This is a genomic window from Rubritalea spongiae (assembly GCF_042652385.1).
GTDB classification, from domain to species: Bacteria; Verrucomicrobiota; Verrucomicrobiia; order Verrucomicrobiales; family Akkermansiaceae; genus Rubritalea; species Rubritalea spongiae.
In genome coordinates, this window is record NZ_JBHSJM010000001.1 from 1,606,059 (window position 1) to 1,629,024 (window position 22,966).

Here is a 22,966-nt window from a genome sequence, read left to right on the forward strand (position 1 = left end):
ATTTGAATATGAAAAAACACCTATTCTCCACCCTCATCAGCGCTGCCTTCACAGCTAGCCTCGCTGCCGAGCAACCGAATGTCATCCTGATCTTTGCCGATGACTTGGGCTATGGCGACCTCAGTTGCTATGGAGCGACGAAGGTACACACTCCGCATATCGATAAATTAGCGAAAGAAGGTCGAAAATTCACCGATGCGCACTCAGCTTCTGCCGTCTGCACACCATCACGCTACGGAATTTTGACCGGCGAGTATCCATTCCGTGCGAATGGTGGACAAGGGCTCTGGGGACCGTGCAGTCACTTCCAGGAACTACTCATAGACACTAACAAATTGACGCTCGGCAGCCTATTTCAACAACAAGGCTATGCCACGGCAGCCATTGGCAAATGGCACTTAGGCTTCGGCAAAGGAAAGACCGATTGGAACAAGCCGCTGAGCCCTGGTCCGCTCGACCTCGGTTTCGATTACTACTTTGGCGTACCAAAGGTCAACAGCGGCTATCCATACGTCTATGTCGAGAATGACAAGGTTGTCGGCTATGACCCAACGGATCCTATCACCTTCAAAGCGCCTTACTCAGAAACCACCACCTACCCACCAGAAGCAGGTAAGAAAACCGCGAACAAAGTCGGTGGCGCGAAAGCGGCACATGCGCTCTATGATGACGAGAAAACGGGCAAGCTTCTCACCGAAAAAGCGGTCACTTGGATCGAAGAAAATAAGGAAAAACCATTCTTCCTCTACTTTCCAACCACCAATATCCACCACCCCTTCACTCCAGCCCCTGAGTTTAAAGGCACCAGCCAAGCTGGACTGTATGGAGATTTCATTCACGAATTCGACTGGATGGTGGGTGAGTTAGTACAATGCATCGAAAAGAACGGCTTATCGGAAAACACTCTGGTGATCGTCACCAGTGATAATGGGGGCATGTTCAACCACGGTGGACAAGACGCCTACAAAGAAGGGCACCGTATCAACGCGGACTTACTCGGCTTTAAATTTGGTGTCTGGGAAGGTGGTCACCGCGTTCCATTTATTGCCAAGTGGCCAGGGAAAATCCCTGCCAATACTGAGTCAGACCAGCTCATCAGCGGCGTTGACATGCTCGCCACCTTTGCTGCCATTACAGAGCAAACAGTAGAGCCCAACCAGCTTGCCGACAGCGTCAATGTGCTGCCAGCTCTGACGGGTGAGCCAGAATCTCCACTGCGCGACACTCTAGTACTGAGTCCAAACAAACCAACGCACGTCTCCATCCGCAAAGGGAAGTGGGTGTATATTCCAGCTCAAGGAAGTGGTGGATTCAAAGGGAAGCCAGGTGACCATGCCGCCGGTGGCCCAGCAGCAATTTCCCACGTTGGCAGCTCCAATAGCGACATCGAAAACGGTAAAATCAAAAAGAACTCCCCACCAGCACAGCTCTATGACCTCGAAGCGGACTTACATCAGACAAAGAACCTCTACAACGAGTATCCAGAAGTCGTAGAGCAGATGAAAGCATTGCTTGAAGAATATCGGCCAGTGCAAAATAAAGGAAAGAAATCGAAAAAATAATTCGTATTCTCCCTACCAAAGCGTGGTTCCTTCTTAGGCCACGCTTTTTTAATCTTCGTAGTTTAAACAGGATGAACCTTAAACATTACTTCCAACTCACCCTCATCGGTTTGGCTTTCACCAGCCTTTTGGCACCTCAAGGACGTGCAGATACCACTAAGCCCAATATCATCTTCATCATGGCTGACGATCTCGGCCCCGGCTGGGTCGACTACGATGGAAGTAATCCTAAAATCAATACGCCCAACCTCCAACGTCTAGCCGAAAGTGGCATGGTTTTTACCCGTGCCTACTCAGCAGCGACAGTCTGCTCACCCACGCGCGCCGCATGCATCACAGGCATGTCGCCAGCCCAAATCGGTCTCACCACGCATATTCCTGGCAAGGCGGGCAATGAGCGCAAGGCACCAAAGGGTGGACCACGCGATGCCGAATCGCTCAATCATCTTCCCCTAGAGATGCCCAGCTATGCACGTGAATTAAAAAAGCAAGGCTACGCCACAGCGTTCATTGGAAAGTGGCACTTGGCTGGTGAAGGGTCGGTCGCGACGAAAGATGGAATCGTCGACAGCCAGTACCACCCTGAGCATTTCGGCTTTGATAGTAATCTTGGCGGCTGCGCCTACGGCCAACCGAAGTCGTGGTTCGACCCCTATAAAAATGGGACTATCCCAAATCGTCAGAAAGACGAATACCTTACTGAGCGCCTCGCCGATGAAGCGGTGACTTTTATCAAAACCAATAAGGACAATCCCTACCACCTATCACTGTGGTTCTATCAAGTCCATACCCCCATTAAAGCGCCAAAGGATCTTGTGGCAAAAAATGGCGGGGATCGTTATTTAGCAATGCTAGAGAGTATGGATAATGCTGTGGGTAAAGTGCTGGATGCTGTGAAGGCAACGGGCTCAGAAAAAAACACCATGCTTGTCTTCTATTCCGACAATGGAGGCCACAAGCCAACTCAATGGTTGCACGACAAAAAGGGATCGTTGTTAGAAGGTGGCATTCGCGTCCCGATGGTAGTGAGCTGGCCGGGAGTGATCCAAGGAGGAACCAGCACAGACACCCCAGTCAACTCGATGGACTTTTTCCCAACTTTTGTGCACGCAGCAGGAGGATCTACAAAGGAAATCACCCAGCTAGAAGGGCTCGACCTCAAACCGCTTTTCCAAGGTGCTGACGATCTCGATCGCGATGCTCTTTACTGGCACTACCCACATAATCGCCCAGACGTAAAATACTTCATGGGCTCTGCGATTTTAATGGATGACTGGAAACTCTACAAAGGTCACGGCACCATCCCAGACGCACTCTTCAATCTCAAACAAGACCCAATGGAGAAAAAGAATGTGCTCACAGAAAATCCAGAACTCGCACAACGCATGCGCGCCAAACTCTATGCTTGGCTAAAGAAAGTAGATGCCAAGATGCCACCAGTAATGGATTAGTAATTATAAAGTCGGTCAGTAAACACCACCGACCTTACATAGAAAGACCCCTGAAAGTACATCCAGGGGCCCCTCCATAACATATGAAGAAATAAACCTCTCTCTTGGTTAATTTCGAATGCAGGATGAATGATGATCGACCCATTGTCTACGCAGACTGATTGCAAAATATGTCCAACAACTACGCAATAAGAGCAAAAAACAACAAACAATCACAACAGAGACCAGAGTTTCAATTGGAGCGCTGACAGAATGACCCGCCGCAAGCGTATCCCTCGTGATCGTTAAATTCTACCATGGACCACATCACACGCCCAAAGCTCCCGCTCATCCGTTCTTCATTGACGATTCTCACATTGGTCTGCCTTTCCTCTCTAGGATTAGCGGAAAAACCCAACATCCTCTGGATCTATGCTGAGGACCAAAGCCCCTTAATGAGCTGTTATGGAGTCGAGCAGAACCCAACTCCTCATATCGATAAACTCGCCAAGGACGGCGTCCTTTTTACCCGGGCCTTCATGCCAGCCCCAGTATGCTCTGCCACGCGTTCCGCTCTCATAACTGGCTGCATGCAGACCTCTTTAGGGATCCACAATCACCGTAGCTCCCGCACACCTGATTCACAAATTCAGCTCCCAGCTGGAGTAAGAACCCTACCCGAACTCTTCAAAGCAGCCGGCTATTTCACCTTCAACCAAGGTAAAGACGACTACAATTTTTCCTATGATCGCCAAAAGCTCTACAACGGCGAGTACAAGAAAAACTTCGCCCAAGGCCATTCAGGACTGAGTATTAGCTTTGATACACTACAGTCCAATCAACCCTTCTTTGGTCAAATCCAGCTCAAAGGCGGAAAAAGCAGAGCCAAGATTACTTCCCTTGACCCAGACTCCGTAACACTTCCCCCTTATTACCCTAACCACCCTGAAATACGTAAGATATGGGCGCGCCATCACGACACCGCCAGAGTCATGGATCGCGAAGTCGGTGAAATCATTGCTAAACTAAAAGAAAATGAATTGCTAGAAAACACCATCGTTTTCGTCTTCTCAGACCATGGTTGGAACAATGGACTGCGCGACAAGCAATTTTGCTACGACGGAGGCCTTCACGTCCCCCTCACCATCACTTGGTACGGCAAACCCGAGGCCATCAACTCAGGCAAAGCACGCACTGACTTGGTCAATGGAATCGACATCTCCTCAACCAGCCTCGCCCTCGCCGGGATCAGCATCCCAGAGTATATGGAAGGTGAAAATCTCTTCGCCCCTGACTTCCACCGCGATTTTGTCATTGGCGCACGTGACCGCTGTGATTTTACGATCGATCGCATCCGTACAGTACGCACTGACAATTTCCGTTACATCCGCAACGGCCTCACTGACCGCCCCTACATGCAGCCTCAATACCGTGATACAAAGCCCTACACCAAGCTACTCAAACAGCTCTTCGCCGAGGGTAAACTCAATGAAGCACAAGCTTGGTTTTTCGCACCTCACCGCCCTGCCGAAGAGCTCTATGATCTACAGTCGGATCCTTACCAAACACGAAATATCGCTACCGATCCCGACTACGCAGAAGAGCTGAAGAAACATCGCAAAATTCTCGACCAGTGGATCATCGAAACCAAAGATCGTGGACAAGAGCCAGAATCCGCCGAAGGATTACGTGCCACTATGAAACGATGGAAGGGCAGATGCGTGAACCCAGAATACCAGAATCTGTAAGGTCTCAGCGCATAGCACAACCGCCCCAGAGCATGTATCACATAAGCCAGTCAGCTCACTGACTGCGAATATTTTCAGAGCCTAACAGATAGCTCTCTATAATTCGAGGGTAGCAAATGAGCCACGAATCGGTATACGATCGTGCATCTAAGCACAGCTACTATCCTGCTTTCCCAATGAATACCACTAGGCTCACACTGATCCAACGTGTCCAGGACCCTGAAAATCAAGATGCATGGAAAACTTTTTCCACGGCCTATCAGGACTATATCACCTCCATCCTTGTCAAGGTGGGTGTGAAGCCAAATGAAGTGGATGACCTAAGTCAAGACATCCTCCTTATTTTGTGGAAGCAGCTTCCAAAATTCGACTACAAACCCCATGAAGTTAAATTTAGGACTTGGCTCTATTCTGTCATCCGAAACACTGCCCTAAGCTATTTCAGATCCAAAAATTCAGAACAAAAGCGTATCAAGAAATACTTTGATTCAGAACTTGGGGACACCGATCTACTCGACCAGCTCATGCATGAGGAATGGAAGTCTTACCTCTGTCAAAAAGCCTTAAAAAATATACAAGAAACCTTCACGACTCAAAGCATTGAAGTCTTTCAAAATGCCCTCAAAGGAAGCTCCGTTCAACAACTGGCAGAACAATTCAACCTCAAAGAAAATACGATCTACCGCATCAAAAATCGCGTTAAAGAGCACCTAGTCGTAGAAATTCGACGACTACGCAACGATCTAGAATAAGCCATGAGCGAATCTTTTGAACAGCATCTCAATGATTTCTATGATCAAGAAATTCATATCCATGAGCTACTCGAAGCGGAAAGGTATATTGATTACCAGCTCGTAGGTAAAGGAGTCTCAAAAGTAGTATACAAGGTCACCGATACCCATTGCGCACGTGACGTGGCATTTGCCCAAATGCGTGAAGGCACATTTAACTTAGAAGAGGCCATTGGCTTCCTCCGAGAAGTCCAGATTGCTTCAAGCTTCGAACACCCCAACATCATTCGGATTTATGATGTTGGGATTCAAAAGGGACTTCCTTGGTTCACCATGGAGCTCAACTCAGGACACACGCTTACCGAGCTTATAGAATCAGCGAATAGCCCCACTCTCGCTGAGAGACTCGAAATTTTTGTACAACTCTGTGATGCTGTTAGCTATGCCCATGAGCGCGATGTCTTACATCTCGATCTCAAACCTGACAATGTGAGTATTGGAAAACACGGTCAGGTACTGCTGGCTGATTGGGGGCTTGCCTCGAGCATTCAGAAACAACCCGAAGCTGATTTAATCAAAGCCCCTAAGCGTCCAGACTTGATCAAGGGCAGCCTCGGTTACATGGCTCCAGAGCAGGCTGCCTTTGATTATAAAAAAGCACCCACTTCAGATATTTTTGGACTCGGTGCCATTCTCTATTTTCTTCTCACGAACGAGCCTCCGATTGCTGGAAAGACACGTGATGAAATATTGGAAAACACTCAGAACGGAACTTTAAACCAGTTCGATAGACCGAGTATTCCATCACGTCTCGTTCCCCTACTCGTCAAAGTATTAGCAAAAAGTCCCAGTGACCGCTATCAATCCGCATCTGAACTCCAGCAGGAAGTAGAAGCATACAGAAACGGGTTTGCCACACTCGTAGAGGAGGCCCCCCCTTGGACGAAACTTCGCCTCTTCTGCATCAGGAACAAGGCTCTCACAGCAATCACAACAAGTGCTCTACTCGTCTTACTTTGCTCCTCCTTCTACTACGTTCACGCTATTAAACAAAGTGAATCACAAGCAGTCGCAGCTAAGATAGAAGCAGAATCCCAGCGGACTATTGCTGAAACACGGCTCAATGACGTCATTGCTGCTAGGAGAAAAGCAAGGAAAGCCAACCAAGATTTTTCCGACACCCTCTTCTTGCTCGCCCAAGGACAGATGATTAACTTTGATTTTGACCAAGCTCTTAAAAGTGCGCGTGCTGCTCTGGAGCGCGACCCCAACAACCTAGAAGCGAGCCGACGACTCGGTGTCATTTATTTTGTCCTACAGCAATTCGAAGAAGCCGCATTTTATCTAGAAGCGAGCCAGTGGAAAGGCGCACAAGACCTCATCGACATTGCTGATGCACAACCAACCAGTAGTCGCATAGACACCTCTCAGCTCATCCACATCTTTTCTCAGCTCCCACACCGAGACTTTTTGCGTCTCTACATGCTGAAATACGATGCGAAAATACGCTCCCCAAAAGAGCACAGCAAACTGGTTGCATTCATGCTCAAAGAAACTGCACAGATAGAAGATCTACAGTTCAAATATGCAACACGCACGAAAACGCTCAATTTATCTGGCAACCCAACCTTAAAAAACACCTTTTCATTAAAAAACCGACACTTTAAAGCTTTCAACTTGCTTGCGACCCTCCCAATGCGTCGACTCATTCTGGATGACACTCAGTACCATCGCGACAATGTGGGCTTATTTAGACCGACACCCCAATGTGAAGTTCTCTTTAGATAAGTCGCGCACCGAGGCCAATGCGTTCATTTTTCTTTTTTCACGTTAACGTGTCCAAAAATCGGATTCCGTTTCGATTAAGCAGGTAGATGGATCAGTTGCACTCCGCCATGATCCACTAAACAAACACAATTAATCCTCAAATAGATGATGAAAAAACTTCTACTACCTGCACTAGCCCTCACGCTTGCGAGCTCTGCCCAAGCGGCTATTATCGCTGGAGACCAAATCTTCGTGGACTTCGGAAACACTGTTGCCACTGGCAACTATAACACCATTAACTCCTCAGCCCTTTCTATTGCTGACACAGTACGCTTCACTGACGGAAGCACGACAGGTGTCGGGCTTACTGTCACAGCAACCAATCCCTACGATGGCGGTGGCGCTATTGCTTCCACTGCAGGACTTACTAATGTCAACACATCTGACGCAGATGTCTATGTCGACACATTACTCAGTACCGCTGGCAATAACGGAGCAGGCAATGACACTATCACCATCACCTTCACTGGACTAGACGACAGCCTCAGATACGACATCGTTGGTGGACTTGCTCGCACATCAGGAGGTGAAAACTTCGACACAGACTGGGTGATTTCAGGTGAGACAACACAAACTGCTGATGGTACCGCAGCTGGTGGTTACGTTGAGTTTCTCGGTGTAGAAACGACAGCTCCAGGCACCCTGACCATCACACTTACTGATAACTTACGCCAATCTGGCCTTGCCCAACTCAGCCTCACAGCAGTTACTGCGGTTCCTGAGCCAAGCAGCGCTGCTCTTCTTGGACTCGGAGGTCTCGCGCTGATTCTTCGCCGCAACAAGTAATCAGAATTTTACTTTTTCATATTTGAAGGGTCCCCTGATTTTCAGGGGGCTCTTTTTGACATTATCAAACACCCACTAGGGGACACATCCAGCTATGCAGAGCCAACACGCTTCAAAATAGCATTTCAAAACCAATACATTTTATACTAATGGACACTATGATACCAACACACAAGAGAGTCTTAACATATCTTAGTCTCACGACTTCTCTACTTGGTTTGACAGCGTCCCCCCTCCAGGCGGCTATCCAAACAGGCGATGTCATCCACGTCGACTTCGGAGCCACCACTCCCGCCAGCGGCAACTACAATATCATTAACAGCGGCAATCTCTCCATTGCTGATCTCGTACGCGCTTCTGATGGTTCTAACCTCGGTGTCGGCCTCACAGTCACCGCTACCAACCCTTTCGACAATGCAAGTAACGTCGCCTCATCCTCCGGCTTAACCGAAATCAATACCAGCGATTCCGACGTCTACTCGGACGGTTTTCTCAGCACCAATGGAAATAATGGTTCGGGCAACGACACCATCACCCTCACCTTCACTGGGCTCGACGACTCTCTTTACTACGATCTCTCAGCCGCTCTCGCGCGCAGCGCAAATGGCAGCAACTTTTCCACGACTTGGAGCATCCCAGGCGTGAGCACCCAGACTTCCGACGGCACTCCCGCAAACGGCTACATCTACTTCAACAGCCTAAGCTCTACAAACGGCGAACTCGAGATCACCCTCACCGACGACATCCGCCAATCGGGCGTCGCCCAGTTAGCTCTTGTCGCTACCAGCATCGCTCCCCCCCAACCTCCCGCACCACCCACACCAGAGCTCCCTGCAGACGATGTGATCGTCTACTTCAGCCCGACGGAAGCAAATAGCGCCGCCAGCTTTGACGATCTCGACGACATGACGATCGGAGCCAATTGGGGAGGCTCACTCCCGAGCACGAGCTTCTTTAACGCCAGCGAGACCCTTGTTGGGGGAACCGTCTACGGCGTAGATGGCGCCTCACTCCAAGGCTCATACCTTGAGCTCGCCATCGATGGATCTGGGATCGATTTCTCCACCCACCCGATCGCTATTAACTTCGACATGCTCTCCACCCGCGCGTCCTCTTCCAATGACAAGCACACCACCGTGATTGGCTACGATGGCTCAACCGAGATTTTCCGTCTCAAGTATCAAGCGCATTCCTCCAACACCAACAACCTCATCACAGCGACGGCCACTGAAGGTGACCTCGCGATGGGCTTCACACCGCTCAAGCACATCAACACAACTAGCACTCCCACTGGTCTACAAGATTTCCGCATCGTTCTATCAGGTGATCAAGTCTCCTTCAGCGGCTCCAGCTTAACACCACAGTCAGGCACTATCCTTAACAGCGCCACCACTCTCACGAGCCTGCGTTGGGAAATCACCGGCACGAACACAGGCAACCAAGGGTTTTGGCTCAACGATGTTCAAATCCGCGACGCAGCACCCACGCCACCGCGCGCGGCCACTGACCGCCCTAATGTGATCTTCATCCTCATGGACGACATGGGATACAGTGACATTTCCTGCTATGGCGCCACACGCGTCGATACCCCCAACCTCGACGCCCTCGCCACAGGTGGCATGCAGTTCACCAACTTCGTCCTTCCCTCCAATGTCTGTTCACCCTCCCGAGCAGCCTTCCTTACAGGCGCCTACCCATCGCGCTGTGGCATCCCAATGGCCGTCAACCATCCGAACGAGAACCATTGGTTCCTAGGGCTCGATCCAGACGAAATCACCATCGCGGAACAATGCAAAAGCCAAGGCTACAAGACCAGCATGGTCGGCAAATGGCACTTAGGCGTCGAACCAATCTTCCTCCCCTACAATCAAGGATTTGACCACTACTACGGCACCCATGGCAATGGAGGAACGCTGTATAATGAAAGTCATATCGAATCCGTTAGCTTCCCTCAACAGACGCTCTCAGCACGCTACAACAAGCGCGTGCGTGAACTCATTCGTGACAACAGCCACCGCCCATTCTTCCTCTATTACGCCCACAATTACCCCCATACACCCTATAGCGAAGGCAATGTCTTTGACGGAGCCACAGGCAACGGCACCCGCTCCGATGTGATTAAAGAAGTCGACTGGGCCATCGGCCAAATGGTCGCTGAGCTCGAAGCCAATGGCATTCTCGAAAATACTCTCATCGTCTTCACCTCCGACAATGGCGCCGTCCCTCCAGCTAGCTACGGCAATGCACCCTTCCGTGGTTCCAAGTACGTCACTTGGGAAGGCGGCCACCGCGTTCCATTCATCATGTATTGGAAAGGGCAAACCCCTGAAACACCGTCAGAGGAAACGCTGACCACTCAGGTCTGGGCTATGGACCTTTTCCCGACAGTCACTGAATTGATTGGTGAATCACTCGATGCCAACCGCGTCTACGATGGCACAAGCTTAGTCCCCCTCCTCCAGAATCAAACTATCGCTCGCGATGAAGATGCCGTCTTTTACTATTATTCTGGTGACAATCTTCAATGTGTCCGCAAAGGCGACTGGAAACTCCATCTACCACGTACCGTCTACCAACTCCCATGGTGGGATCAAATCCAACCACCACCATCCACATACCAGCTCTACGATCTGTCTACCGATCCAGACGAAAGCGATGACGTCTCATCGTCCTATCCTAGCATCGTATCGGAACTCAGCGCCCTCGCGGATGCGATTCGTCTCGAGCTCGGCGATGCGGATCCAACTACTGGAGCTCTCGTCATGGGCACTGGCCAGCGCGGTACTGGAACACTCTTCCCAGAAGTGCCCACCATCGTAAACCTCAACTCCGATTACAATTACGTTCCCGATTGGAATAGCCTCTCACAAGCTGAAAAAGGACGGGGCGCAACCTTGTTCGGAGCCAATGGCATCAGCGCAGCAGGTTCCTTCCTCGATGGCAACACCCTGCCAGCGAATTGGCAATACCTCTATTCCTCTGAAGCCACAGGCGGTATGGAGTTCGCACTCGTTGCCGGTTCCCCCGTCGGCACCGAAGCAAACACTGGATTCCTCGGCACAGGCTCCACCCCTGCAGGATTAATCGGCAACGCCTCAGCAGGAACCTATGTCATTAATTCAGGGAACACCGGAAACGCGGCAAACGAAGGCTCAGACCTCCTCCTGACACCTGATGCTGACCCATCCCGTGACTACATCATTGCCCGCTACACCATCGACCCTAACGATGTCTTGTACGGAAAAACTCAGGCCAGCATCACTGGGAGCTTCCGCGACCTCATTGGTGGAACTTCCGATAACTCTGTCACAGTCCACGTGTTCCACAACAACACCGAACTCTTCACAGCAAGCGGCGCCAATGGCCGATTGCTTGAAGCGGATGGCACCTTCAACCTCAGCGATATCACTGTCGCAGCCAACGACACTATCAGTTTTGTCGTCGGCAGTAAGGGCGACCAAACGGGTGACGAAGTCGCACTCAATGCCACTCTCCAATTCGCCGTATCCCAATCCGCAGAAGCTCACACGCCAGACCTAAAAATCACTCACTTCTCAGGATTTGGCAGCGCCAGCTTGCAGGTTCAGGGCACTCCGGGGCAACACTACCGCATTGAAAAATCCACAGACCTCGGCATAAGCAATGCGTGGCAAGAAGTCGAAAACATCCCCTTCCTCAACCAATCCCCCATGGAACTCGACGTCAACGTAGAAAGCTCCGAGGATCGAGCCTTCTGGCGGATACAGCTAGAGCAATAAACACTCACACCAGCTAGGAGCTGGACTTCATATCTGAGCTTGGTTAAAAAAAAGCACTTTAGCAGACAGAATATTACGCTGATAACGTAATATTCTGTCTGTTAGCATTTCTAAACGACTCATCTTATGAAATTAACCCACCTACTTATCCCCTTACTCACGCTTGTCGGCATCGCCACAGCAAACGAAAAACCCAACATCATCTACCTCATGGCCGACGATCAAAACTTTAGTTCGATCGGAATCTACGGCAACGATGAAGTCCAAACCCCTAACATGGACAAGCTTGGCAAAGATGGAATGATCTTTGACAAGCACTACAATACCACAGCGATATGTATGGCCAGTCGCGCCACCGCCTTTACAGGGATGTATGAATACAAGACGGGTACGAACTTTGAACACGGTCACATGAAGCCTGAAATCTGGGCGAAATCCTACCCCGTCCTGCTGCGCGAAGCCGGCTATCTCACAGCCTTTGCAGGCAAGTTCGGCATGGATGTCTATGGGCTAGGACCCAATGGAAAGCAGGGCATGCCCGAAAGCGATTTCGATATCTGGGGTGGTTCCAAAGGACAAACTCAATACAAGACGGCCAGAAACCCATCGATGGCGAAATACGCTAAAAAGTATCCGCACTCCACCCTTTCCTACGGCGCATTCGGCCAAGATGTCATCCGCCAGGCCAAGGAAGCCAACAAGCCATTTTGCCTCTCCATCAGTTTTAAAGCACCACACAAACCAGCGACGCCAGACCCACAGTTTGACCATATTTATAAAGGTAAAACATTCACGAGACCAGCCAACTACGGTCGCGAACACGCCGACCATCTCTCACCTCAGAGCAAGACCGGACGCCAATGGGAACGCTTCGAGCAATGGGGCTATGACGACGACTACGACAAAGTCATGGCCACCTACTACCAACAAATTTATGCTATTGACGTAGCCCTCGGCATGATCCGAGACGAGCTCGAAAAACAAGGCGTTGCAGACAACACCGTCATCATCTACACCAGTGATAACGGCTTCCTCTGCGGCGCCCACGGCTATGGCTCGAAAGTACTTCCTCTCGAGGAATCAGCACGTGCTCCATTGATGATCTATGATCCACGTAGCCCTAACTCCGGCAAAGGTCTGCGCACCTCCTCACTGACGGGCAACATCGACTTTGCCCCCACCATCCTCACTCTCGCTGGCTTGGAAATCCCTGAAAACATGGACGGCAAAAGCCTCCTTGCTGTTCTTCAAGATCCGAAAGCTGAAATCCACAAGGAGCTCGCCTTCATGAACCTCTACGGAACGACCCCGACAAAGCATCTCACGGTCATCACCAAGGACCTCAAATACTCCTACTGGTGGTACGGTGATAAGACCATGGAGCCAACTGAAGACCTCTTCCACCTCGGTAAGGATTCCTTAGAACTTACCAATCTCGCAAAAAATCCCGAAGCCGCTCCGATGCTCGAAGAAATGCGTAAAAAATACGACAATGCCCTCAAGCACTGGGTCGCCAATGCTGAAGAACCTTACGAGAAATACGGCCCACTCTTCGATCGCTCCATCCCTTGGCAAGAAAAAGAAATCAAACAAACTAAAGGCAAGAAAAAGTAAGCCCTAATCACATCTCACTACTATCTTTCTCCTCAAGCCGGTGCATTTCACCGGCTTGAGCTATTTAAATAAGCGACCTTACCTACCTTCAACTCTATCTAGAGAGATGAATTTTGTATACTTATCTAGAAGGTATCGTGCCGCGCCTTGTTCCTAAAATACTCCCAAAAGCATACGTGTCGTTTTGATACGTTTAGCCCCGAAGTACAGCCCCGTTGTAAAACCTTAGCGAAAGACAACCGCCCGCAATCAGCACCCACATACGCAAATGTAATACAGTGGACTCTTTCGCTTCAATCGGTAGTAGCGAGAACACTCTCCCGATAATAAGAAACCCTGAAAAAAATCACTATTCCCTGTAAGGTTATGAGTGATCATGCAAATAAAAGAGCAGATTTACCATCGTTCTGTTTTTAGGAGTAAATCGGATCCCAGAATATGAAAGAAGCAGTACAACAGGTTCTAGATGGCGACACCAACGCATTCCGCGAAGTTGTGAAACGCTATGGACCTGAAGTCAGAGCCTACCTTGCTAGTAACCTATCGGATTATCAAACCGTAGACGATCTCGTCCAAGAAACCTTCATTGGCGCCTACAATAGCTTGGAACGCTACGAAGTTGACTCGAACTTCCGCGCCTGGATCTATGGCATCGCCCGTAACAAATTGAGAATGCACCTGCGCAAGATCTACCGCGATAAAGACCGCAAAGAGCAACTCAAAATCGAAGTCATCGAGCAACTCGCCACGGCAATCGACGAAAACTACAATGACCAAGACCACGTACGCATTCAAAACCTCAGAGAATGCATCGAACTCCTTCCTGAAAAAAACCGCAACATCATCAAGTCGCGCTATTTTGGAGGCTCCTCCGTCATCGATCTCGCACAAAAACTGCAGAGAACGGAAAACTCGGTAAGCGTCATCCTTCACCGATTAAGAATCGTTCTCCGCAAATGCATAGAAAGTGGGCTGCGCACATGAATCTAGAAATTGTCGTACTCATTGAAAAAATCTGGGACAATAGCATCTCGGCAACCGAACTCGAACAGCTTCGCAACCGTTTAACGCAGGAGCCAGAGCTCCGATGTATTTTAGCCGCCGAACTACATACGAAAGGCCTCCTCTTTGCCGCAGGCTGTCCCGACTCTGATTGCTCTGAAGTCGCCGACAAAGTGGGCATGGTTGTAGGCGCCAACACCTTCTTGCAAGAGCACGAAGACAAAATTATCGAGCGTATCACCCAAGCTCAAACACTCCAGACCACTCGACCTAAGCCAGCCAGTAGAAAAACCGCGCTCATCGCTTTCACCCTCGCTACAGCCGCAAGTATCGCATTTCTCGTCGGACTCTATCTCAGCAGACCGATCGCCGAAGCGCCCCTTCCCATCGCCACCATCACACAAACAGCTGAAGGAGCTTCCATTCTTCGAGCCGACCAACAACTAAACGTAGCACAAGACCAAGCACTCTTTACCGGCGACCACATCACGACCGGGGAACAACAAGAACTCCACATCAGCTTTATCGACGACCCCAGCACCCTTATTCTCAAACAGAATACTGAACTGAAAGTCACTGCCAATAATGGATCCAAACGAATCATACTCCAGCGCGGCTCACTACTCTGTGACATCGCCAAACAGCCATCCGAAGCTCCCTTAATCGTCCAAACACCCCAAGCCGAAATCACCGTTCTCGGAACGCGCTTCATCTTATCCTCCGATCAAGAGCAAACCCAAATCGTGATGGAAAAAGGCTCGGTCAACTTCAAAGCCCTCAATGCTCCACTAACCAAACGCGTCACTGCGGGAGAATTTGCCACTGTCGATACCAAAGGTACTCTCACTCACCAAGCAGGCGGATTAAGCTTTGAAGAAAACAATGGAGCACTCACCATCGAGGCAGAACACTTCTATCGCCGCGACAACAAAGTTGCCGGCTACCAATGGGAAAAACGGCCACCAGCCATTGCCCTCGCTGAAACTATAAACTCCGAGCCGACCAATTCCTCAACTCCAGAATGGGATGGAGGAAAAGGCCCCACCCTGAGTTATCGCACTTACTTCCATACCCCAGGTAACTACAAAATCTGGGTCCGCGCACGCACCACCACTCCACAAGACAATGCCATTTTTGCCTGCGTCAACCATGATTGGCTCAACAATTCCACCGTCCTAGGCGTCGCATCCGAAGCAACTCAATGGCAATGGTCCGAAGCCATCTTCAGCGGCCATCTCCTCGATGCATGGAAGTGGGAGAGACTAAAAACCATCAGCCAGGAACGACTCCACGGAGACAAAAGAAGCACCGAAACTACAGTGCTCAAAATCCCCAAACCAGGCTTCCATACCCTCTCCCTATCCCTCCGCACTAACAGCGTGGAACTCGACAAGATAGTTCTCAAACGCGAAGGCTCCACTCCGCCTACAAAACTAGGCCCAGCAGAAAGCCCTCACCGCTTCTAAGCCTCCCAAAATGGTTGGGACACCTCTCCGCTGACCTCCAGCAATGCCCCCTTCTTCTGCTCTGAAATGTGACACCACTGGCTTTCCTTAACTCCTCTCACATCTTCGCGCCTTTATGCCATCAAGACAACCACTCTGCTAGACAGCGCGGAGCGGGGCGTCCCTCCCCAGCCTAACGGCTCACCCATCGATCCCCATCGATCCCCATCGCGACAGCGCCACAACGCGATGCATCCTAAGTCCTTTGTCCTTCGACACTCCGCACCCTCAAAAACCTCCCCTCCCATTTTCCGCGCCTTGCGCCTATTCCTCCTTTGAACACCCGTCTACATAGCTCGTGTAAAAAAAATACACTTTCTTTGTAAGATTTCCCCATCGAACGCAAATGCCATCTTAATAGGCAGCAATCGAGTTCATAGTTATGAGGAATTTTCTTCATAACACTACAGTTCGCCCCCCTGCTTTGTCGCCCGTGTCAAAACCAAACGCTTGTCTTCCCTCCGTCATGCGTGCCCCCATGACTAAAACCAAAAACCAAAAAACATAATGAAAAACAACCCAGACCTCACTCTGCTACCCCCATCTAGCAGAGGTGAAAAATTAACACTAACAAAACCTAGCAGATTCAAAAACGGCCGATTCCTACGCCCTCTTCTATCATTACTCAGCGTGAGTGCACTTTCACTTTCCTCAGCAAATGCCGAATACTACGCCAGCAACGCCACCTCAAATGATCTGATCCTCAAGTCAAAGGCATCCCACTTCCTCTCTCAAGCCGCTTTTGGTGGAACCGTTGCCGAAATCGACGCCCTTGCAGCTCGCATCCAAGCTATCGGCCACATCCCAGCCTGCGAAGAATGGATCGACCAGCAACTCGCCCTCCCCATCGGCACCACCTACCTTGGTAAGGTCAACCAAATGCTGAACAGCCCCCTTGGCCATGCATATAACAGTAATGCCTCTGGAGATTACTGGCATCAAGCATGGTGGGATCAAGTCATCAACTCAGACGACCAACTGCGCCACCGCATGGCTTTTGCCCTCAGCCAAATCTGCGTCGTCTCCACCAACTACTGGAACAACCTTTATCGCAGTCGCTTCAAAAAACACGTCGAATACTACGATATGCTGATGAACAATGCCTTCACCAGCCACCGCGACCTCCTTCATGACGTCACCTACTCCCCCATGATGGGCGTTTGGCTCAGTCACGCACAAAACGCCAAGGCTGATCCCGAACTCGGCACCCACCCAGATGAAAACTATGCACGCGAAGTCATGCAGCTCTTCTCCTGCGGTGTCTACGCCCAAGACGCCTACGGGAATATCCTGACCGACACCAATGGTACTCCTATCGAAAACTACGATAACGACGACATCGTCGAATTCGCCCAAGTCTTCACCGGTCTCTCGATCAATGACCAGCGCGGATTCTTCTCTAAGAATCTCACCCTACTCGGCAACGGACCAATGTCGATGCACCAACAGTACCATGATGAATCAGAAAAGCATCTGCTCAATGGAGTCGTCCTCCCTGCAGGTCAGCCAGGCAACACCGACATCGCCATGGCCTTAGACAACCTCGCCGATCACCCAAGCACCGCCCCGTACTTCTCGCGGCTCTTGATTCAGCGCTTTACCTCCTCTAACCCATCAAACGACTACGTCAAGCGCGTCACCGATGCTTGGTACGGAAATGGCCCATTCGGCACTGGTGTTTCAGGAGACTTCAAAGCTGTACTCAAAGCTATCTTGTTAGACACAGAAGCACGCGATGCCATTAACTACGTGAAGCAAAAATCTGGCAGAAACTATATTGTCAGAGCAAATCCAGTCGATGAACTCAGCGGAAAAATTAAAGAGCCTCTCTTAAAACTCGCTCAGTTCTACCGCTTCGCGGGCGCAACAAGTGATTACGAAGATGGTATCATTCGTCTTACACTAAGTGATCGAGCTTACGGCCAGGCAGTGCTCTCGGCCAATTCAGTATTCAACTTCTACGATGCCGGCCACGCGCCATCTCACGGACCGATCGGTGATTATGTCGCAGCATTTGAAGCCGCCAATCCAGGACTATCCATCGAACTAACAGCACCAGAGGCACAAATCCTTGGACAAAATGCAGTGGGTGAATTCGAGCAATTCTACAACATCCCCTTCACTGGACCAAATGCCTACATCAAGAATGATATCTCCGTTCTTACGCAGCTGCCTACCATTCAGCTGATGCACGACGGACACTTCAGCTTCACCAAAGGCTTGATCCGTTACATCGATGTCTACCTCTGTCACGGCCAGCTCCCATACTCGCTCGCCCAGAGTATTGAAAATGACCTGCAAGGAAGTGCTGACACTTGGGAAGAACAAGTCGCTCAGATCGTCTCCGTCATCTTCACCTCACCTGCAGCAAGCGTTGCCAACTAACAAAACCTAACAGAAACAAATATTTATCATGAAAGAACAAAGCCTTTTTAATAAAGAAGTAGGACGTCGCGCATTTCTTGCTGACTGTGGCAAAATGACAGGAGTCGGCCTCATGGCATCCACCATTAACCTCGGTCTCGTCAGTAAAATGATGGCTGCTCGCACCCCCGGCTCTATCACAGATTACAAAGGACTCGTCTGTGTCTTCCTCTCCGGCGGCTGTGATTCCTACAACATGCTCGCACCTGGAGTCGGCGACTATCAGACGTACCTCGACACCCGTGCTCAGCTAGCCATCGCCCAGAGCAACATGCACAACATCATCGATAACCAGACGAATTGGGACTACCATCTCCACGGCAATATGGGTGGGGTAAACAATATGTTCAATGCAGGCGACCTCAGCTTCATCTCTAATATCGGCACCCTCGTCGAACCAATGACGAAAACCGAATATGAGAATGGAACAAAAAGAAAACCACTCGGGCTCGCCTCTCACTTTGACCAACAAGTACAATGGCAAAACTCACTCCCTAACGTCCGGGGCGGCAGCCTCGCCGGCACTGGCTGGATTGGCCGCATGTCAGAAGTCTTAAACGATGCCGCAAATAACAACGCCTCAGCCAGCGTCAACCTCGCCCCCGGTGGCAACAACCTCCTCCAAACCTCGCGCTCCGGTAGCCCACTCTCCGTATCAGGTGGTGCCAACCAATTCGAACTCTGGAACGAAAAAAGCCACCTGCGCAATGCCATCGAAGGAGACCTCGAAACCCAGTACAAGAGCGTGATCCAGAATCACTACAATCACACCCGAGAGGAATCGATCGAGCAAAACAACCGACTCGCAGAGATTGAGGCCACCACCACCATCAACACCCCCTTCCCGAACACCTCGCTCGGCCAGCAGCTCCTCCAAGTTGCCAAGTACATCAAGGCGCAAGGTCCCGAAGGGCTCAACTCGAACCGCCAGACCTTCCTCGTCAAGCAAGGTGGCTACGACATGCACAAAGGTGTCACCACCCGCCTAGGTGGTGCGCTAGGAACCCTCTCCGCCGCGCTCAATGCCTTTAATGAAGCCATGCACGAAATCGGCTATCACGACAAGGTAGTGACCTACACAGCTTCCGACTTTGGCCGCACGCTCTCCTCCAATGGCAGCGGCTCTGACCACGGCTGGGGGGCAAACCACATTCTCATGGGTGGCCCAGTCAGCGGTGGACGCGTCTTTGGTGATTATCCTGACCTCAGCCTCGGGGCCAGTGCTGTCATTGGCCGTGGCCGCATGCTCCCCACTACCTCGGTCGATGAACTCCACGCCAGTCTCGCCTACTGGTTCGGTGTCACCAACGACAACGAAATGGAAACCATTCTACCGAATATCCGGAACTTCTGGACCTCCGGCTCTACCGAGGTGCCCATCTCCGGCCTCTTCGGATAAAACTGAAAAGGGATTCTCAAGGTCGAACCTGAGGCGACCCCTTGGGACAGAGAACCAAATAGCACGTTTCCATACGAGAAGCCTCCTAAACCCCAAACAACAGATTTCCCACGTGCCAGAGCGCGTGGGAAATCTCTACTCACACCACATAGTCCCACTCCAAATTCTCACCATGAACCGAACACTCATCCTGAGCATCACCACGCTGGCCCTTCTCCTCACCTGGATCCTATGGCCATCCCCCACATCCTCACCCGACATCCCTCAGGCCATCACCACTCATACTGACACGAGCACCCACCTCCACGACACCAACAAGGGCGCACCCCCAAAACGCACCCAAATCAAATCCCCCGAAGACTCCTCTAAAAAATTCCTTCCCAAACGTTTCATTCAAGCTGAAGCCAAACTCGGAAACGACCCAAACGATCCAACTCAACTATCCGAAGAAGCTGAGCTCCTACGTGACATGAATCTACCTGAAAAGACCGCACTACACCACCTTCACACTCTGCTCGATAGTATGCGCGGTATCGCCAACCAAGGGTACTACGATACCGGGGAAAACGTTGACATCACCAATACTCTCCTCGGCAAAAACTATCGAAAAATTGCCTACCTCCCAGACAACCACCCGCGCATCACCCGCTACGGCGAACTCGCTGATAAGTGGGGGACCCCCTACTTCTTCCACTTCCTCTCCAGTAAAAACGTAGAAATCCAATCCGCCGGACCCGACAAAGAAATGCACACCGACGACGACATCCTCCACAACCCCACAAGCTAACCCCACCTTGCTAACCGCAGAACAAATCCTCAGGCGTAAACCTCTCATCAACGGCAAGCCCTCCTGTTTAAGATCGCCCACATGGTAGGGCGGGTTTGCCAAACACGCCGTTGTCCGCCTACGCATTCCGCTTTCTTAAACCCTTTCCGTCCTCACCACCGTACGAGACGCCCCCCAATCATTCAGTATACATTGTGGCATTCCATCAAAGCCATTTTAAAATGCCTATCAGACCCTCAACGGCGTGCTCAGCGAGCCCGCCCTACCTTGCTAAACGCAGAACAAATCCTCAGGCGCAAACCTCTCATCAACGGCAAGCCCTCCTGTTTAAGATCGCCCACATGGTAGGGCGGGTTTGCCAAACACGCCGTTGCTCGCCTACGCATTCCGCATTCTTAAACCCTTTCCGTCCTCAAGATCACACCAGACAAATTCCCAATCATCCATAGAACTACAATAACCCTTCTTTACGGGATTATTGAGGATATAAAGCCATTTCTCATGCAGAGATGCATCGTTACGAATGCGATGATCAAAAAAGTTTGCTTGCCATTTGAGATCATGATTCCTAGCCAACCAGCGTTTCCAATCTGAGACCACCTTGCGAAGCGAAGAATCAGGGTGAACCGAAATGAGAGCGTGCAGGTGGTCTGGCATCAGTAAAAGAAGCTCACAGAACCACACCTTTTGCTCATTTCTAAACCTGACACTCTCAAAAATCACTTCAGCTACTCCTGAATGACACAGCTGATTATGACCACGCTCTCTACAATTGACAGTGATGAACCAAGTTTCCGACTGATATTTTAACCAATAGGGAGGTTCATGACAAAGCGACTTTCTAGAAGGAAGATCAAACACAGTATAACAATCTAGCGTAGCCTGTGGCCTTAAGTCAAAGGCATTAAGAAGTCCCACGTTAAAAATAGCATTTTTCAAGCGCATTGAAGCTCCGGTCTGTGGCTGGAGCTTTTTTGCGGAAAGATTGTACTGAGGATTTTGAGCAAAAAAGTGGCGAACCACTTGAGCAGAAGGCGCATATTGTGGCCTGCGCCACACAGAACTGCATTGATCTTATCTCCATCCTTGCCGTGGAGGTAATTGCGTCCTAGGTGACCGTCGGTTTTCATGTGTCCGATGACTGGTTCGACCGCGGAGCGTCGCCGAAGCTCTCTTTTGATCTCGGGGGTCACGCCACGGATTTGTCCGCTGCGAAAAACTGCGCGCTTGTCTGGGTAGTCGTGACCGACATAGCCTTTATCCACGTAGATGCGTTCGGGTTTGATGCCGCTGATGGCTCGGGTTGCCTGAATGACCCGATTAAGGGTATGGCCGTCGTAAGGCCGGCCTTCGATGGCTTCGCTGTGCAGGACGAACAGCCCGCCTGCAGAGCGTTCCATCGGTGTGATCACCGAAACTTTGATGCCAAATTCGTAGGGTTTGTGCGCCTTGCCTTTGGCGATGCATTCAACCTCCGGGGCGTGCCAGCTGTAGATCTTCACCTTGTCGCGCGGCTTCTGCGTGCGGATGAGGAAGGCTTTGTAAAATGGTAGGCGAAAGGTCTCTTCAAGGCCCGCGTTGCCATTGATTTTGCGGGCGATGTCGCGCTCCACGCGGCCAAGACGTCCCTTGAGTTTTTTGAGAGTCTTACGCATGCGTTTGAACTGTTTGGCATGGGCGTAGCGACCAGCCATGATGGCGAGTCGCTTGGCCTCCTTCGCGTAAGATTGGCGCAGTTTGATGCCGTGGAGTTTTGCCATTTTGACAAGCTCTGTGAGTCCGCGCAAAGCGAGCTTGGCATCGGTGGGATGAGTGACGTTCTTGGGCTGGACGGTGGTGTCGACGATGACCTTGCTCAGGCTTTCAATGTCCAGGGCTCCTGTTTGATGCGCAACTCGTAGCAGTTCACTGATGAGGGTTTCGAGTTTCTTATCACCGATGCGTTTGCGCCAATGGGTCATGGAGCTGCGCTCGATCGGGAAGCGGTGCTGGAAATATTTTTCACCACAAAAGAGTTGGAAGTAGGGATTCTCTTTCCACTGTCGACAGACTTCTTCGTCAGAGAGAGCCTTGGCATGTTTGAGTAGATGCAGGCCAACCATGAGTCGGGTGGGAATGGCGGCGCGCCCCGTGGTCGAGTACAATTCGCAGAGTTGTCCGTCGAGCCAGTCCCAGTCGATTTTCGCTGCTAAGACGACGAGCTCGTGGGTCGGGTCAAGAATATCGATGAGCAGAGGTTGGAACAGGTGGGCGGTTTCAGGTTGATTGGAATGCTTTGGTGGGCGCATACTGTTAGAAAAATCTAGAAGGTTTACGCGCTGAGAAGGCGATTTCTTGTAGATCATTTAAAGAAAAAAGCGTGCTGGATAAGAGCACGCTTAGGATTGAATGAT

15 protein-coding genes are annotated in these 22,966 nt (G+C 50.6%); 13 read left to right on the forward strand and 2 right to left on the reverse strand.

Translation table 11 applies throughout. The annotated features are described in order from the left end of the window. The first annotated feature begins 8 nt into the window (after positions 1-8). The 13 genes from ACFPK9_RS07345 to ACFPK9_RS07405 all read left to right on the forward strand — a co-directional run bounded on the left by ACFPK9_RS07345 (position 9) and on the right by ACFPK9_RS07405 (position 20,573). Entirely contained in the window at positions 9-1,562 is a 1,554-nt protein-coding gene (locus ACFPK9_RS07345; protein ID WP_377094192.1) for a sulfatase-like hydrolase/transferase, read from the forward strand. A gap of 71 nt (positions 1,563-1,633) precedes the next feature. Beyond that, the gene (locus ACFPK9_RS07350) at positions 1,634-3,013 is read left to right on the forward strand and encodes a sulfatase (RefSeq protein WP_377094194.1); all 1,380 of its coding nucleotides are present in this window, start codon (positions 1,634-1,636) and stop codon (positions 3,011-3,013) included. 296 nt (positions 3,014-3,309) lie between these two features. After that, positions 3,310-4,740: a sulfatase family protein gene (locus ACFPK9_RS07355; RefSeq protein ID WP_377094195.1), complete on the forward strand. Its 1,431-nt coding sequence runs from the start codon at positions 3,310-3,312 to the stop codon at positions 4,738-4,740. Positions 4,741-4,856: 116 nt separating this feature from the next. Then, positions 4,857-5,492, forward strand: coding sequence for a sigma-70 family RNA polymerase sigma factor (locus ACFPK9_RS07360; RefSeq protein ID WP_377094196.1), 636 nt, complete (start codon positions 4,857-4,859; stop codon positions 5,490-5,492). Between the two features lie 3 nt (positions 5,493-5,495). Continuing rightward, positions 5,496-7,259, forward strand: a complete 1,764-nt coding sequence (locus ACFPK9_RS07365) for a protein kinase domain-containing protein (RefSeq protein ID WP_377094197.1) — start codon at positions 5,496-5,498, stop codon at positions 7,257-7,259. Between the two features lie 144 nt (positions 7,260-7,403). Then, positions 7,404-8,084, forward strand: coding sequence for a PEP-CTERM sorting domain-containing protein (locus ACFPK9_RS07370; RefSeq protein WP_377094198.1), 681 nt, complete (start codon positions 7,404-7,406; stop codon positions 8,082-8,084). Positions 8,085-8,242: 158 nt separating this feature from the next. Continuing rightward, entirely contained in the window at positions 8,243-11,842 is a 3,600-nt protein-coding gene (locus ACFPK9_RS07375; RefSeq protein ID WP_377094199.1) for a sulfatase-like hydrolase/transferase, read from the forward strand. A gap of 126 nt (positions 11,843-11,968) precedes the next feature. Next, positions 11,969-13,456 carry a sulfatase family protein gene (locus ACFPK9_RS07380; protein WP_377094200.1) on the forward strand — a complete coding sequence of 496 codons (1,488 nt, stop codon included), beginning with the start codon at positions 11,969-11,971 and terminating at the stop codon, positions 13,454-13,456. 438 nt (positions 13,457-13,894) lie between these two features. Beyond that, positions 13,895-14,440: a sigma-70 family RNA polymerase sigma factor gene (locus ACFPK9_RS07385; protein ID WP_377094201.1), complete on the forward strand. Its 546-nt coding sequence runs from the start codon at positions 13,895-13,897 to the stop codon at positions 14,438-14,440. Then, on the forward strand, positions 14,437-15,924 hold the full coding sequence (locus ACFPK9_RS07390; RefSeq protein ID WP_377094202.1) for a FecR domain-containing protein: 1,488 nt from the start codon (positions 14,437-14,439) through the stop codon (positions 15,922-15,924). The genes ACFPK9_RS07385 and ACFPK9_RS07390 overlap by 4 nt, the downstream gene beginning before the upstream one ends. A gap of 669 nt (positions 15,925-16,593) precedes the next feature. Then, positions 16,594-18,348, forward strand: coding sequence for a DUF1800 domain-containing protein (locus ACFPK9_RS07395; protein WP_377094203.1), 1,755 nt, complete (start codon positions 16,594-16,596; stop codon positions 18,346-18,348). A gap of 28 nt (positions 18,349-18,376) precedes the next feature. Next, a complete protein-coding gene (locus ACFPK9_RS07400; protein ID WP_377094204.1) occupies positions 18,377-19,786 on the forward strand; it encodes a DUF1501 domain-containing protein in 1,410 nt (469 codons plus the stop codon). A 172-nt stretch (positions 19,787-19,958) separates the two neighbouring features. After that, the gene (locus ACFPK9_RS07405) at positions 19,959-20,573 is read left to right on the forward strand and encodes a hypothetical protein (RefSeq protein WP_377094205.1); all 615 of its coding nucleotides are present in this window, start codon (positions 19,959-19,961) and stop codon (positions 20,571-20,573) included. A gap of 378 nt (positions 20,574-20,951) precedes the next feature. On the opposite strand, the gene ACFPK9_RS16130 is transcribed toward ACFPK9_RS07405, so the two are convergent. After that, a complete protein-coding gene (locus ACFPK9_RS16130; protein ID WP_417750559.1) occupies positions 20,952-21,518 on the reverse strand; it encodes an REP-associated tyrosine transposase in 567 nt (188 codons plus the stop codon). Beyond that, positions 21,509-22,861, reverse strand: coding sequence for an IS5 family transposase (locus ACFPK9_RS07415; protein WP_377096537.1), 1,353 nt, complete (start codon positions 22,859-22,861; stop codon positions 21,509-21,511). The genes ACFPK9_RS16130 and ACFPK9_RS07415 overlap by 10 nt, the downstream gene beginning before the upstream one ends. Positions 22,862-22,966: the final 105 nt, after the last annotated feature.